Origin of the sequence: Blautia sp. aa_0143, assembly GCF_004167315.1 — a bacterium.
In the GTDB taxonomy this organism is placed as follows: Bacteria; Bacillota; Clostridia; order Lachnospirales; family Lachnospiraceae; genus Blautia_A; species Blautia_A fusiformis.
Window position 1 is genome coordinate 1 of sequence record NZ_RCXU01000048.1, and the last position, 15,100, is coordinate 15,100.

Consider the following 15,100-nt stretch of genomic DNA (forward strand, 5'->3'; position numbering starts at 1 on the left):
CGAGGTAGATAGGGCAGAGGTGGAAGTGTGGTAACACATGGAGCTGACTGTTACTAATCGGGTGAGGGCTTGACCAAAAAGCCGAGGAAGCGGGCAGGATGTAACAGAGATGGGGCGGAACAAGCTTGCTTGTGGAGAACCATTTATGGTACAGACTGAATATTTGTGAAGCAAATGACATCGAACGACGGAGTCGTGAGATGACCACCGCTGGAGTAGCCAAAAGAACAGGCGATGCAGCTTTGGCTGCGAGCCCGTGAAAAAAGGCTGATCGGTACGCAGGTTAAAATTGATTCAAAAAAGATTAACGATCATCAATAGAACATGTATGTAGTTTTGAATATACAATCATGAAAGAGTGGCTTAAACAGCCACTTTTTTATTACCCATAAAAACTGTCCCCTAAAAAAACATAAAAATTGCCCCTTGTAATATACCCAAACAAGCGGTACTATAACATCCAAGTTATTACATTCCTACATTAATACAATCATACATTAAAGTAATAACAAAGGTAATAACGAAACGAGAGGGGAATTATTATGAACACACAGAACAACACAGTAGTTAAACTTGCAGAAACTGCGTTATTAGCAGCTTTATGTTATGTATCCTTCACATTTCTGCAGATCAAGATCCCGGTGCCGGGCGGAGACGCAACATCCATTCATATCGGAAATGCTTTCTGCGTACTTGCAGCACTGCTTCTGGGTGGCGTATATGGCGGACTTGCCGGAGCTATCGGAATGGGAATTGCAGATATCATGGACCCTGTTTATATCACAGGCGCACCGAAAACCTTTGTACTGAAATTCTGTATCGGTCTGATCGTAGGTCTTGTGGCACACAAGGTTGCAAAGATCAATGAGAGTACAGATAAAAAATATGTTTTCAAATGGAGTGTGATCGCATCTGTCGCAGGACTTGCATTTAACGTAATTGCAGATCCTATCGTAGGATATTTCTACAAACAGTACATTCTGGGACAGCCACAGGAACTGGCACAGGCACTTGCAAAAATGAGTGCGGCGGCAACCTTTATCAATGCAGTTGTATCTGTAATTCTGGTAGCGATCATCTATAATGCAGTACGTCCGGTACTGATCAAAAGTCATCTGATCACAGTTACCAACAACAAAAATCAGGTTGCGTAAAACGACATACTAAAAAAATAATAGAAAACAAGAAATAACACAAGACAGCGAAATGGAAGTAAAATCCATTTCGCTGTTTTTTTATGCGGGTATAGGATCATTTTTTATATGGTTATCCTCACATGGAAAACAAATTTTGGAACAACCAAGATCTGTTTTGACGTATCCATGGCAGTGATTGCTGCGGTACTTTCCTTCGTATTTGCGGGAAGACTGGATGGTGTAAGAGAAGGTACTGTTATTTCCGCATATTCTCCCGCACCTTCTTAGGTGTGCACCCGAAGTGCTCCTGGAACATCCGTCGAAACAGCTTATAATTGTTGAATCCATGGCGTTCCAGAATCACATGCACAGGGTCTTTCGTATTGATCAGATCTTTGTAGAGAAAAGAAAGTCTGTATTCATTCTGATATTCCAGAAATGTAACCCCCATCTTTTTCTTGAAAAAACGGCAGAAATATCCAGCCTGGAGATAAGCAACACCTGCGATCTCATCCAGAGAAATAGGCCGTTTGTAATTCTCAGAAATATAATTCAGCACCAGATTCAGCCGGTCCAGATCTTTTTTCAGCCGGCTTAGATCACTTTGAAAAACTTTGACACTGAAATTGTGACACAGCTGGAACAAAAGTTCAAAGATCAGGATATTGCAGACGAGAGTCGTATGGTGGAGTAAAAAGATACAAAAAAAGCGGAGATTTATCGTTATAAAGACTATTGAAAATAAAAGAAGTTTGTAGTAAGGTAGTAGCTACAACGCTTACGAAAGGGAAGAATGTTTCAGGTGGGCAGTCTCCTTTTTGTGGAGAATTTTGGATGAAGGAAAACGAAAAACAAGGGGGAAGAATTTATGGAGAAGGTAAAAGAGAAATCTTCTTTTTTCCGAAAGTTCGTAGGAGATAAGAGGTTTTATCTGATGGTCCTGTCTATTGCAGTACCGATCATGGTACAGAACGGGATCACAAATTTTGTCAGTCTTCTGGACAATATTATGATCGGTCGTATCGGTACCGAACAGATGTCTGGAGCGGCGATCGTCAATCAGCTGATCTTTGTATATAATCTATGTATTTTCGGCGGGGTGTCCGGAGCGGGAATTTTTACAGCACAGTATTTCGGACAGAAGGATCATGAGGGTGTCCGCCAGACACTTCGTTATAAACTGTGGATGGCAGTGATTCTGACAGCGATCACCATTATACTGTTTCTGACAGCTGGGGGTTCACTGATCAGCATGTATTTAAAAGGTGACGGAACCGCACAGGAGATCAGGGATACTCTTATTTATGGGAAACAGTATTTATGGATCATGCTTCTGGGACTTCCGCCATTTATGATGGTGCAGGTCTATGCAAGTACCTTACGTGAATGTGGTGAGACCGTACTTCCCATGAAGGCCGGGATCGTGGCTGTGCTGATCAATCTGATATTTAATTATCTTCTGATCTATGGTAAATTTGGATTCCCGGAAATGGGAGTAAGAGGTGCGGCTGTTGCCACAGTGCTCTCCAGATATGTGGAAGCCTGCATTGTCCTGAGCTGGACACATAAGCATACAGAAAAGAATATTTTTGCACAGGGTCTGTATTCAACATTAAAGGTTCCGGCGAACCTGACAAAGAAGATACTTATTAAGGGAACCCCGCTGCTTCTGAATGAGACTTTATGGGCAGCCGGAGTGGCCATGCTGACACAGTGTTATTCAGTCCGTGGACTGAACGTGGTTGCGGGATTAAATATTTCCAATACCATCAACAATGTATTTAATATCATATTTATCGCACTTGGAGATTCGGTAGCCATTGTTGTAGGACAGCTTCTGGGGGCAGGTAAGATGAAGGAAGCCAGAGATACGGACAACAAGATGATCGCATTTTCTGTGTTCTGCTGTACCTGCGTGGCAGCTGTGATGTTTGTAATGGCACCACTGTTTCCAAGGCTTTACAATACCAATGCTGAGGCACGTACTCTGGCGAAATATTTTATTATGATCACAGCATTTTTCATGCCGCAGAATGCATTCCTGCATGCAACATATTTTACTTTGCGTTCCGGTGGAAAGACCATCGTTACATTTCTGTTTGACAGTGTGTTTATCTGGGTGGTAAGTGTAACGATCGCATTTACCTTAAGCCGTTTTACAGGTCTGCCTGTACTTGTGATCTACGCAATGGTCCAGGCAGCGGATATGATGAAATGTGTCATTGGATTTATCCTTGTAAAAAAAGGCGTATGGCTTCAGAATATCGTTTCATAGAATTTTTTGAAATCTTCCGGGAGGGGTGCTTCCAGGGAGATTTCTTTTTTGGCATTTTTGTCATGATGCATGGAAGCCCGGGTGTCGGAAGCAGCTTCGTCAATTGAAAATGGAAGTTGAAATTTAAGCTTCCATGCGTGGAGTGCAGCCCGGGAAAACGGATTCGATATGTCCGATAAACAGTACAGAGAATCACCCAGAAGAGGATGCCCGAGAGATGCCATGTGTACACGGATCTGATGGGTACGGCCGGTTTTCAGACGGAGCATTACAAGAGAAGCCGGAGCTGCTACGTCAGGGCCGGTAGATTTCAGAACAGAATAAAGGGTTTCTGCATGTTTGCTTCCGGGAAGCGTGCCATCTGTGGATACGACCATTTTCAGACGGTTATCCGGGTCAGGTGCAAGGGGAACGGAGATCCTGTGAAAAGCTCCATCTTCATCCACAGGCATGAAACCGGAAACTGCAGCCAGATAGGTTTTCTCTGAAATCCCTTCTTCACGCTGGTTCTGTAATCTGGCGGCAGCAGTCTGGTTCCTGGCAAAGAGCAGGATACCGGAGGTTTCTTTATCCAATCGTCCGATAGACCGGACTTTGGTAGGCTCTCCTTTGGAACGGAAATAGGAAGCCACCTGGTTGGCGAGACTGTCACTGTAGTGAGAACCGGAAGGGTGAGTGACAATCCCGGCAGGTTTATTTATGGCGAGGATATCCTGGTCTTCGTATATGATCGCCAACTCAGGAAGAAACTGTGACGTTGTAGCCAGTGAATGATAATTGTGAGAATTGACATCAGAACCTGCAAATTCTGAAGCTGCGGAATCAGAATATGAAATTGCGTCTGCGGAGAATTGGAAATTGTGATTGGACGAATTGACAGTAAAGGATGAAGATTCCAGCTGGGCAGAATCCACATCGTCCGCTTCCAGGCATATTATGATCTGATCCCCGGGATAAGCGGTTTCCGTTACCCGGCACTGCTGTCCGTTTTTCCGGATACCACCGGGACGAAACTTCGCCTGGCTGATCTGCTTTTTTGTAAGACCTGCCTGCGTACGAAGAAAGCGGGAGACAGGTGCCGGAACAGCTGTTTTCGGGATATAGATAGTAAGATAGCGGTTCATTGTGAGGAATCCTCCGATTCTATTAAATTAATAAATATTTACAGGAATTTGGATGCAGGAGATTTTTACTTATGCTGATAATAAAAAACAGCAACCTGAGTCCGATCCCTCAGCTGCAGTTTATCCAGAATGGAACTGAGATAATTTCGTACCGTTCCCTCACTGAGAAAAAGTTCTGTGGCAATCTCCTTATTGCTGTATCCGTTGGCAATCAGCCGGATGATATCCAGCTCCCGTTCGCTGATGTTTCTGGAAGCATAATCAAATCCGTCGGAGGACTGCAGGAGTTCAGGGATTTTGGATATGATCTCTGTGCCGAATACGGTCTGGCCGGAGTAAACCGCCTGAAGAGCCGGAAGAATGCTGGTATGATCCTGCTTCAGAAGATAACCCTTTGTGCCGAGGCGGAGGGCTTTTACAATATATTCATCATCGGAAAAAGTAGTCAGAAGAAGAATTTTTGCCTCCGGAAATTCGCCCAGGATCTTTCTGGACGCTTCCAGTCCGTCCATTCCTTTCATACGGATATCCATCAGAAGAATATCCGGAAGATACTCTCTGTACAGAGAGCAGGCTTCTTCACCATCAGAGCCGGTGGCAGTCACTTCGATATCCGGGTTTGCTTCAAGAATGGTTTTTAGTGCTCCTGCAACCAGGCAGTCGTCGTCTACGATTATAATTTTCATGTCAAAATCTCCTGTTTATGAGTTATAAAAAGTAAATTTACAGATCAGAAAAAACAGACGGATCCAATATGCCGGGAAAGTACTTTGATCAAATCAGGAAGGTTTCCGGCAAAGTGAGAAATATCTGTCTGATTCAATTAGAAACAGATTTCGGGATCGTCACAAAGATCCGAAAACCATTCTCCTGCGTAATCTGGACCGTACCGCCCAGCGCCTTTGCACGGTCACGGATATTGGACAGTCCCATACCACCGGAAGTATTTTTGGCCTTATTGCTGTCTGATCCAGTTTGCATATCCGGAATTCCATTTTCCGGTGTCCCATTATCCTCAATGCACAATTGATAAAGTGCAGGATGCTCCCGCAGAAGAATATTCACAGAATCCGCATTACTATGCCGCATCACATTGGAAAGCCCTTCCTTTGTAATACTGATCAGACTGTATTTCACCTCTCTTGGAATCTGCCTGGACATATCATAAGTAAGATTCACCGGGCAGAAGGTGAAATCCTTTACAAGTCCTTTTATGGCATCTTCCAGATCTATCGCATCGTCATGAAGATCATGTACACTGGAACGGATGCTGTTCATAGCACCGTTCAGGGATTCTTCAAGATTTCCAAGCAGAGGATCAAGAGAATCATTTTTGTTGATGGTTTTGCAGGCAGCAGTCATAAGGATAGAACGGGATAGTACATGTCCCACATTATCATGGATCTCTCTGGCAATTCTGTTTCGCTCGCGCAATGTAGCAGCATAAATCTCGTAATCCTGTTTTTCCAGAAGTGCCTTGTTTTTTTCAGAAAGAAGAAGCGTACGTTCCTCACTGTCATCCCGGATCTGATGAAAATCCTGGTAAAGAGCCTGATATTTTCCGGCATAGAGCCAGAGAAAAAATGAGAGAACGAAACCAAAAATCCCAAGCAGACAAAGAACTGCCGGAAATCTGTTGATCTGAAAAACCAGAAATCCCCAAAGTGGAAGCGCAGCCACTGCCAGAGGAAAAAGCCCGGCAGATAAGGTCTGATACAGCAGCAGCGGGAAAAACAGAAGAAGATCCGAAAACCACAGGGAACATAATCCAAAGATCACATAGCTTCCTGCAAGAACCGGAATGATATTTCCGGCGGGTTTCAATACTGGCAAAGAATTGTGTGAACAGGATTCTGTTTTACATACCCTGCACAGATAAGTAATGCAGCAAAGGATCACCGCAAAAAGGAGGGCAAACACAAGAGCCTGATCTGCAGGCACATAAAAAAATGTTAAAGTACTGTATAAAAGCAATAGTATGGAATCTGTAAAATAACGCATAAAAAATATACCCTCCTTTCTACTACAGCATTTTCCGAAAGTCAGGCAGATAACCGGCTAAAATTATCGTATCCTGTTCCGTGAGAACCCCTTTTGCTGCACAAATTTCTGAAATCAATGTGCCTTTATTATAATATACCGGTTCCTTCCCTGCAAAGAAAAATCTATCCTTCTGAAAAAGACATGACATTTGTCATTCGCAGGTGGTGACATTCAACACTTGGAGCAGACAGAAGAAAAGGATATAATGGCATCATAGAAGAAATATGAATTTCTGCGAAAAAGATATAAAAGTCCTGCTTAACGGACTGTAAAAAAGGAGGAAAACATATGCCACAGAGTATGGTCCACATAGAAAATCTGGTAAAACGATACGGTGATCTTACCGCACTGAATCATCTGGAACTGGATATCCGGGAGGGTGAGATCTTCGGATTACTTGGTCCCAACGGCTCGGGAAAGACAACGGCCATCAGCTGCCTCTTGTCACTTCTGAAATATGACAGAGGTGAAATAAAGATATTCGGAGAAGAGATGAAGCCGGACAGCTATAAGCTCAAGGAACAGATTGGAATCGTGCTTCAGAATGTAGCCGTTTTTGATGAGCTGACAGTGCAGGAAAATATCGATTATTTCTGCGGCCTTTACATACGGGACAGGAAACGGAGAAAAGAGCTGGTGGAGGATGCCATTGAATTTACAGGTCTTGAAGATTTCCGCAAAATGTACCCGAAGAAGCTTTCCGGGGGCCTTTTACGAAGATTGAACATTGCCTGCGGGATCGCCCACAAGCCAAGACTGATCATTATGGATGAGCCGACGGTAGCTGTAGACCCACAGAGCAGAAACAAGATCCTGGAAGGGATCCAGACGCTGAACCACCAGGGCTCCACCATTATCTACACATCCCATTACATGGAAGAAGTGGAGCAGATCTGTACCAGGATCGCCATCATGGATCACGGAAGAGTCATCGCTCAGGGAACAAAGGAAGAATTGAAGCAGATGATCAAAACAGGAGAGACCATCACCGTAGAAGCCATTGCCCTGGAAGAAAAAAATCTCCGGGATATCCGCACACTGGAGCATGTGTTTGATGTGCAGTATAAAAAACAGGTGCTGGTCGTGCGCTGTACCGATGCGAAGCATAACCTGATCCGTCTTCTTAATTATCTGCAAAGCCAGGATATTTCTTTTGGAAGAGTCTTTTCCGAACTGCCTACATTAAATGATGTCTTTCTGGAGATCACCGGAAAACAGCTAAGAGATTAGGAGGGATGGGAGATGTTGCATTTACTGAAATACAGTTTTCTTTCCAAGATCCGGAATTTTAACATTGTATTCTGGCCGCTGGTCTTTCCGCTTGTGCTTGGAACTTTTTTCTATTTTGCATTCGGAAATATCAATGAAGCAGATTTTCAGACGGTTCCGGTGGCAGTGGTGAAGGAAGCCTCTGCGGATACGTTTTTTATGACCTATCTGGATGAAGTGGAAAAAAGCAGTCCGGATCTTTTAAAAGCAGAAGAAATGTCGGAAAAGGAAGCGCTGGAAGCACTGCAGGATAAAAAAGTAGAAGGGATTTATTATGTGGGAAAAGAGCCTTCCCTTACAGTAGCAGGAACCGGAATAGAAGAAAGTATCCTTCAGACAGTTCTCGACAGCTGTGAAAACACCAGAACGACTATCACCAATATCATGAAAAAAAATCCGCAGATGGATATGGAAACCATGAAATCCTTGTTAAGTTCCGACAGCCTGGTAAGGGAAGTCTCTCTTGGTGGCCGGACCATTGACGGAAATGTGCAGTTCTTTTACGCACTGATCGCCATGGCCTGCCTGTATGGATGCTTTATCGGATTTGGCTCTGCAATCGGGATCCAGGCCAATATCACACCTCTGGCAGCCAGACGGTGTGTAACGCCGACCCACAAGCTGAAGCTGATCCTTACAGACCAGCTGACATCTTTTGCTCTGGGCTATGTGGACGTGATCATTCTGATCCTGTATCTCCGGTATATTCTCAATCTGGATTTTCAGGGACAGATGGGAAAAATGCTGGTGGTATCTTTTTTCGGAAGTCTCATCGGTGTATCTATGGGAATGTTTATAGGCAGCTTCGGAAAAATGCAGGAAGGCGTCAGAATCGGGCTCATGCTTGGAATCTCTATGGTAAGCAGCTTTCTTGCCGGACTGATGAACGGAAATATGAAGGATATCGTGGAAAAAAGTGTTCCGTTTGTGAACCGGATCAATCCTGCATCACTGATCTCAGATGCGTTTTACTGTATCAATGTATATGATGATATGACCAGATACTATAGAAATCTGATCACACTGGCGGTAATGTGCGTGGTGCTGGTGATGGCATCCTTTTTCATGGTCAGGAGGGAACGTTATGACAGTATTTAAAGGCTATATGAGGATCATGAAAAAAAATACAGGTCTGATCCTCCTGTATCTGGGCATTTTTTTCGGAGTGACAATGGCACTTCAGGCAGCGGCCGGTAAGGAAACTTATACCAGCTATGAAAGCGAAAAAATAAAGATTGGAGTGGTGGATAAAGACAACGGACCACTTGCAGAAGGACTGGTAAAATGGCTTGAAGGTACGCATCACGTGACCATGCTGGAGGATAACAGGGAGAAGCTTCAGGAAGAGCTTTTTTACAGAAATGTAGAGTACATCGTGGTGATTCCTGAGGATTTTTATGAGAGCTGTATGGTAAACGGCGAAAGTATTTCTGTGACCAAGGTGCCCGGATCTTATTCGGCATATTATGTGGATCAACAGCTTGAGAGCTGCCTGAATACAATGCGGACATATCTGAAAGCCGGTTTTTCCCAGAAGGAAGCGGCAACAGCGATCCTGGATAAAAAAAGAGGAGAAGTCACCATACTGGATACAGATGAAAATAGTGGTACGTCCGGATGGCTCTATTATTTCCGATATATTCCATATCTGTTTCTTGCATTACTTTGCTATGTGATGGGATATGTTCTGATGGCTTTCAAAAAAGACGATATACCAAAGAGAATGCAGGCATCTGCGATCTCTGCAAGACGACAGAGTCTGGAAGGACTTCTGGCTATGTTTGTGATGGGTGGGGGCTTATGGGGAATCGGTATGGCTGGAGCTATCCTTATGTATGGAAAAACATTTCTCAGTTCAGAAAATTTCGGATACTATGTACTGAACACTCTGGTAATGATGGCAGTGGCACTTTCACTTTCCTATCTGATCGGTCTTTTTGTAAAAAATAGCAACATGTTAAGCGGGATCGCAAATATCCTGTCTCTTGGAATGTGCTTTCTGTGTGGTGTGTTTGTTCCCATGAATATTATGGACAGAAACGTCCTGAAGGTGTCTCAGTTTCTTCCTGTGTACTGGTATGAAAACGTAAATGAGACTCTTGGAAGTTATAGTCACCTAACAGGTGAGGCAGCTGTATCGGTGTGGAAAGGCATTGGACTGGAAGCTATGTTTGTGGTAGTTTTTGTCTGCATGATCCTGGCAGTGACCAGATATCAGCGGCAGAAATAACAGAAAATAATAGCAGATGGCTGTTAATTATGGTAGGATATAGCTGATAAAGATGATTTGCGGAGAAAAAACATGAAGAAAATACAAGTTTTAATAAAACCACAATGCAATGCAGAAATTCAAAATCAGTTTGTAACAAAATTCGGAGATCAGTGCGAATTTACATTTCAGGGCAAAGAAACTGAGGATGCGATCGCAGCAGCAGAAGTAGTGATCGGAGAGCCAGAGGAAGAAGAAATCCTGAAAGCAGAAAATCTTCGCTGGATCCAGCTGACCTGGGCCGGTGTGGACAAATATACAAAAATGAAAGCATTCCCGACAGGAGTTACATTAACCAATGCTTCCGGCGCTTTTGGAAAGATCATATCAGAATATGTGATCGGGAATATCATTGCGCTGTACCGTGAACTTCCGAACTACTGGAAGAACAAACAGAAACACCTCTGGGTACAGAATCGATCATCAGAAACCATATATGGAAAAAACATTCTCATCCTGGGAACAGGGGATATAGGAAGAAATATTGCCCATAGAATGAAAGCGTTTGAAACGCATGTGACTGGAATAAAAAGAACTGCAGTCCCGGAGCATTTGCAGCAGATGAAAGAGTTTGATGAGGTATATGATCTGACAGCGCTGGATCAGCAGCTTCAGAAAGCGGATATTGTGATCGGCTGTCTCCCGGGAACACCGGAAACAAAAGGCCTTCTGAATTACGAACGGCTGTATTCCATGAAAAAAGATGCAATTCTGGTTAATGTAGGAAGAGGAAGCCTCATTCCAACAGAAGACCTGATCAGAGTACTTGAGGAAGGCCACTTAAAAGGAGCGGTCCTGGATGTATTTGAAACAGAACCATTGCCGGAGACATCACCTCTTTGGAATATGGAAAACGTCCTTATCACTCCACACATTGCAGGCCCGAGTTTCGGTGGAAACGCTGAAGTCCAGGATATGATCTGGAACATCTGCATGGAAAATCTGGAACGATATCTGAATGGAAAAAAATTAAAAAATATTGTCCGGTTAAAGGATGGGTATTAAATAAAAAAGATAGTTACAAGCTCCTTCTGATAAACTGTGAAGCAGTTATCCGGTTATGAGCAAGTAGCGAAGCGGATGCTTTTATCCACTTGACTAAAAATACATTTATGGATATTTAAGAAAGAGACAGAGTGCATAATGATAACACGCCAGAAACTGATCGATCAGATAGAAAAATACAAGCCATATAATGAGCAGGAAGAAAAAGATAAAATCCTGATCCTGGACTGGATCAGAAATAATGAGAATGCTTTTTCCAGGGAAAATGCAGTAGCCCATATGACAGCTTCTGCCTGGGTAGTAAACAGAGAACGGACGAAAGTCCTTATGGTATATCACAACATATACAATTCCTGGTCCTGGCTTGGAGGACATGCAGATGGCGAGAAGGATTTACTGTCCGTTGCTGTCAGAGAAGTAAAAGAAGAGGCAGGGATTTCCAATGTTCGTCCGGTGTCAGAAGAGATTTTTTCCCTGGAATCCCTGACTGTAGACGGCCATATGAAAAAAGGAAAATATGTATCCAGCCATTTGCACTTTAACCTAACATATCTCCTTGAGGCAGATTCAGAAGAGGCTGTTTCCATAAAAGCAGATGAAAACAGCGGTGTAGCCTGGTTTTCACCGGAAGAAGCATTGATGAGATCAACAGAACCGTGGTTTGTGGAACATGTTTATATTAAGCTTTTGAAGAAAATGAATCTATGTTATAATGGGATAAAGACAAAAGAGGTTTGACATTGACTGAGCAAATACGAAAATCTGACTGTAATGTAAGACAATACAGTTTTGCAGGGATCGACGGGAAGCAAGGTTAAAATAAAAGAATAAAGGACTGGATTGTATGAAAATGCAGTCTTTTTTTTATTCATAAGGAATAGGGAAACTGTTAGCTGAGAAAGGGGGAAACAAACATGAAAAATTATTCAGAGGATGCGGACAGACAGTATCACATTCAGGTAGCAAAAGGAGAAGTGGGACGTTACGTTATTTTACCGGGAGATCCGAAACGCTGCAAAAAGATCGCACAGTATTTTGATGATCCGGTTTTGGTAGCAGATAACCGGGAATACGTAACATACACCGGAACACTGGACGGAGTGAAGGTAAGTGTGACATCTACTGGAATCGGCGGACCGTCCGCTTCTATCGCAATGGAAGAGCTTTATCGGTGCGGGGCTGACACATTTGTACGCATCGGAACCTGCGGTGGAATGCAGCCGGAGGTAAAAAGTGGTGATATTGTTGTTGCAACGGGTGCGATCCGTATGGAGGGCACCAGTAAAGAGTATGCACCTATTGAATTCCCGGCAGTGGCAAATCTGGAAGTGATCAATGCACTTGTGGAAGGAGCAAAGAAAGAAGGATGTGAATTCCACACAGGTGTGGTACAATGTAAGGATTCCTTTTATGGCCAGCATGAGCCGGAAACCAAGCCGGTCAGCTATGAACTGATGAATAAATGGGAAGCGTGGAAACGTCTCGGCTGTCTTGCGTCGGAGATGGAATCCGCTGCTCTTTTTATAGTGGCAAGCCATTTAAAAGTACGTGTGGGCTCCTGCTTCCTGGTGCTTGCAAATCAGGAAAGAGAAAAGCTGGGTTTGGATAATCTTGTGGTACATGATACCGATAAGGCAATCCAGGTTGCAGTACAGGCGATCCGTGAACTGATCCGTGCAGATCAGGCACAGAAAAAAGAAGAATAACGTATACATGCCTGATTCAGGAAAGGTGGGAAAACTATGGAAGAAAAACAGATCAAAGAAATGATCGATCTGGCAATCAGACAGATGGACTATTCCTATGCGCCATACTCACATTTTCATGTAGGGGCGGTACTTCTTGTAAAAAACGGTACCTATTATACCGGGTGTAACATAGAAAATGCTGCCTATACTCCAACAAACTGTGCGGAAAGAACTGCTTTTTTCAAAGCGGTCAGTGAAGGCATGAGAGACTTTCAGGCAATCTGTATCGTTGGCGGCAAGGATGGTGTTCCTACAGAGTATGCAGCACCCTGTGGAGTATGCAGACAGGTTATGATGGAGTTCTGTGATCCGGAAACCTTTCAGATCATACTGGCAGTCAGCAGAGAAAAATATGATATCTTTACGTTAAAGGAACTGTTGCCATTTGGATTTGGACCGGATAATCTGAAGAAACTGAAGTGATAAGCGCATGTGGATATGTGCAGAGATTTTCACGATATGAATGCAGTGAGAAGTAAAATATTGAAAAGTGATCGCCCGGATGTTGATATGACAGGCCGGGCGATCACTTTTTCTGCCATACAATAAAAAACGCTGAAAATCCTTAATTAAGATTTTTCAGCGATTCTAATAGCAGGGGATGAGAGAATCGAACTCCCACCAAAGGTTTTGGAGACCCCTATCATACCATTTGACCAATCCCCTATATTAAATTATGTTTTCATCACTGTTGCAATTATACATATAAAATATACAATTGTCAAGAGATGAGAGTGCTTTTTGTATAATAAAATATAAATAAAATTCTTCCTGTCATAAATCGGCAGAAAAGCGGAGATGGAGGGATTTGAACCCTCGCGCCGGTTGCCCGACCTACCGCATTTCGAGTGCGGACCCTTCAGCCACTTGGGTACATCTCCGGATGCAAACCTTTATTATTATATAAGGTATCCGGAGAAAGGTCAATCTTTTTTAAAACTTTTCTTTTTTGTATTATTGACGAATCTTCCAGACTATAATATGATAATGAGATAAAGTGTGCAGACAGAAGTGGATGTGCAGAAATGGAGGGAATTATGAGCGATAAGAAATCAGCGATTCTCAGGGCGGTGAAGGGTCTTACTGAGAATTATGCTTCAGAAGAACTTTTTATGCCGAAGAGCGGCAGACGTCTGCCGAACCGTTCGGTGATCATTGATATAGTAAGAGATCTGAAATCTATTGTATTTCCGGGATATTTCAGTACGGATACCAGTGCTACCGTATTTCCGGAGTATTATGTGGGACACAGACTGAATGATCTTTATGACAGATTGAAGAATCAGATCGAGATCGCACTTCTTTATCACGGAGAGGAACCGGAAGAAGCAGCAGCTCATGCAGACAGAACTGCCGGTGGATTTTTTGAGCAGCTTCCTGAAATCCAGAGACTGCTTCTGACAGATGTACAGGCTGGTTTTGATGGTGACCCCGCAGCCAAGAGCAAGGAAGAGATCATTTTTTCATATCCGGGATTATTTGCTATCTACGTGTATCGTCTGGCACATGTTCTTTATAAAGAAGAGATCCCATTTATCCCGCGCGTGATGTCAGAATATGCTCATGGCCGTACAGGAATCGATATCAACCCGGGAGCGACCATCGGAGAGTATTTCTTTATCGATCATGGTACCGGTGTGGTTGTAGGTGAGACTACAGAGATCGGAAATAATGTAAAACTGTATCAGGGAGTAACACTGGGAGCGCTTTCCACAAGAAAGGGACAGCAGCTTGCCAATGTAAAACGTCATCCGACGATTCGTGATAATGTAACGATCTATTCTAATTCCACAGTGCTCGGTGGTGAGACGGTTGTAGGAGAGAATACGATTATAGGTGGTAATACCTTTATCACAGAATCCATTCCTGCAAATACCAAGGTCAGTGCAAAAAGTCCGGAGCTTGTGATCAAGAAACCGAAGGCCCAGGTTTCTGCCACAAATGTATGGGAGTATTGATAAAAAATCCAATAAATAAAAAAATTAAAAAAAATAAAAAAACCTGTTGACAAATAAAACAGTATGTTATATACTAATCATCGTTGCAGCGGTCAAGCGATCGGTAATCACCGAAGCGACGATGCGCGGGTGTAGTTCAATGGTAGAACACCAGCCTTCCAAGCTGGATACGTGGGTTCGATTCCCATCACCCGCTTATGCGATAGTGGCGTAGTTGGTAACGCGCGACCTTGCCAAGGTCGAGACCGCGGGTTCGAGCCCCGTCTATCGCTC

At 43.4% G+C, this 15,100-nt stretch carries 15 protein-coding genes and 4 tRNA genes; 13 read left to right on the forward strand and 6 right to left on the reverse strand.

What is annotated here, in order from left to right:
• Window positions 1–542 precede the first annotated feature (542 nt).
• Window positions 543–1,154, forward strand: a complete 612-nt coding sequence (locus EAI83_RS16200; protein ID WP_129976152.1) for an ECF transporter S component — start codon at window positions 543–545, stop codon at window positions 1,152–1,154.
• A 108-nt stretch (window positions 1,155–1,262) separates the two neighbouring features.
• On the forward strand, window positions 1,263–1,424 hold the full coding sequence (locus EAI83_RS17370; RefSeq protein WP_173760055.1) for a hypothetical protein: 162 nt from the start codon (window positions 1,263–1,265) through the stop codon (window positions 1,422–1,424).
• Here EAI83_RS17370 and EAI83_RS17660 read toward each other — a convergent pair.
• Window positions 1,393–1,695 carry a helix-turn-helix transcriptional regulator gene (locus EAI83_RS17660; RefSeq protein ID WP_243113535.1) on the reverse strand — a complete coding sequence of 101 codons (303 nt, stop codon included), beginning with the start codon at window positions 1,693–1,695 and terminating at the stop codon, window positions 1,393–1,395. The genes EAI83_RS17370 and EAI83_RS17660 overlap by 32 nt on opposite strands.
• 309 nt (window positions 1,696–2,004) lie before the next feature.
• Between EAI83_RS17660 and EAI83_RS16210 the strand changes: the two genes are divergently transcribed.
• The gene (locus EAI83_RS16210; RefSeq protein ID WP_022426834.1) at window positions 2,005–3,411 is read left to right on the forward strand and encodes an MATE family efflux transporter; all 1,407 of its coding nucleotides are present in this window, start codon (window positions 2,005–2,007) and stop codon (window positions 3,409–3,411) included.
• Here EAI83_RS16210 and EAI83_RS16215 read toward each other — a convergent pair.
• From EAI83_RS16215 to EAI83_RS16225, 3 genes are all read right to left on the reverse strand, one after another.
• Window positions 3,393–4,535 (reverse strand): RluA family pseudouridine synthase, encoded by a 1,143-nt coding sequence (locus EAI83_RS16215; protein ID WP_114001698.1) that lies wholly within the window; start codon window positions 4,533–4,535, stop codon window positions 3,393–3,395. The two genes, EAI83_RS16210 and EAI83_RS16215, sit on opposite strands and share 19 nt — an antisense overlap.
• Before the next feature lie 65 nt (window positions 4,536–4,600).
• The gene (locus tag EAI83_RS16220) at window positions 4,601–5,221 is read right to left on the reverse strand and encodes a response regulator (protein WP_114001699.1); all 621 of its coding nucleotides are present in this window, start codon (window positions 5,219–5,221) and stop codon (window positions 4,601–4,603) included.
• 133 nt (window positions 5,222–5,354) lie between these two features.
• Window positions 5,355–6,536 carry a sensor histidine kinase gene (locus EAI83_RS16225; RefSeq protein ID WP_114001700.1) on the reverse strand — a complete coding sequence of 394 codons (1,182 nt, stop codon included), beginning with the start codon at window positions 6,534–6,536 and terminating at the stop codon, window positions 5,355–5,357.
• A 342-nt stretch (window positions 6,537–6,878) separates the two neighbouring features.
• On the opposite strand from EAI83_RS16225, the gene EAI83_RS16230 reads away from it, so the two are divergent.
• The 7 genes from EAI83_RS16230 (at window position 6,879) to EAI83_RS16260 (ending at window position 13,292) form a co-directional block, all read left to right on the forward strand.
• Window positions 6,879–7,808: an ABC transporter ATP-binding protein gene (locus EAI83_RS16230; RefSeq protein ID WP_114001774.1), complete on the forward strand. Its 930-nt coding sequence runs from the start codon at window positions 6,879–6,881 to the stop codon at window positions 7,806–7,808.
• A 12-nt stretch (window positions 7,809–7,820) separates the two neighbouring features.
• The gene (locus tag EAI83_RS16235) at window positions 7,821–8,945 is read left to right on the forward strand and encodes an ABC transporter permease (protein WP_022426839.1); all 1,125 of its coding nucleotides are present in this window, start codon (window positions 7,821–7,823) and stop codon (window positions 8,943–8,945) included.
• Complete coding sequence (locus EAI83_RS16240) at window positions 8,932–10,077, forward strand: ABC transporter permease (protein ID WP_129976156.1); 1,146 nt, start codon at window positions 8,932–8,934, stop codon at window positions 10,075–10,077. Before EAI83_RS16235 ends, EAI83_RS16240 begins: the two co-directional genes overlap by 14 nt.
• Before the next feature lie 72 nt (window positions 10,078–10,149).
• Window positions 10,150–11,121 (forward strand): D-2-hydroxyacid dehydrogenase, encoded by a 972-nt coding sequence (locus tag EAI83_RS16245; RefSeq protein WP_129976158.1) that lies wholly within the window; start codon window positions 10,150–10,152, stop codon window positions 11,119–11,121.
• Between the two features lie 138 nt (window positions 11,122–11,259).
• Window positions 11,260–11,859 carry an NUDIX hydrolase gene (locus tag EAI83_RS16250; protein ID WP_129976160.1) on the forward strand — a complete coding sequence of 200 codons (600 nt, stop codon included), beginning with the start codon at window positions 11,260–11,262 and terminating at the stop codon, window positions 11,857–11,859.
• Window positions 11,860–12,035: 176 nt separating this feature from the next.
• Window positions 12,036–12,827 (forward strand): uridine phosphorylase, encoded by a 792-nt coding sequence (gene udp, locus EAI83_RS16255; protein WP_129976162.1) that lies wholly within the window; start codon window positions 12,036–12,038, stop codon window positions 12,825–12,827.
• A gap of 36 nt (window positions 12,828–12,863) precedes the next feature.
• Window positions 12,864–13,292, forward strand: a complete 429-nt coding sequence (locus tag EAI83_RS16260) for a cytidine deaminase (protein ID WP_092071379.1) — start codon at window positions 12,864–12,866, stop codon at window positions 13,290–13,292.
• A 172-nt stretch (window positions 13,293–13,464) separates the two neighbouring features.
• Here EAI83_RS16260 and EAI83_RS16265 read toward each other — a convergent pair.
• Both EAI83_RS16265 and EAI83_RS16270 read right to left on the reverse strand, forming a co-directional pair.
• Window positions 13,465–13,535: transfer RNA gene (locus EAI83_RS16265), tRNA-Trp, on the reverse strand.
• Between the two features lie 127 nt (window positions 13,536–13,662).
• Window positions 13,663–13,750 (reverse strand) — tRNA-Ser (locus EAI83_RS16270).
• 156 nt (window positions 13,751–13,906) lie between these two features.
• On the opposite strand from EAI83_RS16270, the gene epsC reads away from it, so the two are divergent.
• The 3 genes from epsC to EAI83_RS16285 all read left to right on the forward strand — a co-directional run bounded on the left by epsC (window position 13,907) and on the right by EAI83_RS16285 (window position 15,099).
• The gene (epsC, locus tag EAI83_RS16275) at window positions 13,907–14,827 is read left to right on the forward strand and encodes a serine O-acetyltransferase EpsC (protein WP_092071382.1); all 921 of its coding nucleotides are present in this window, start codon (window positions 13,907–13,909) and stop codon (window positions 14,825–14,827) included.
• Between the two features lie 125 nt (window positions 14,828–14,952).
• Window positions 14,953–15,023: transfer RNA gene (locus EAI83_RS16280), tRNA-Gly, on the forward strand.
• 3 nt (window positions 15,024–15,026) lie between these two features.
• Window positions 15,027–15,099, forward strand: a tRNA-Gly gene (locus EAI83_RS16285).
• The last annotated feature ends 1 nt before the right edge of the window (window position 15,100 follow it).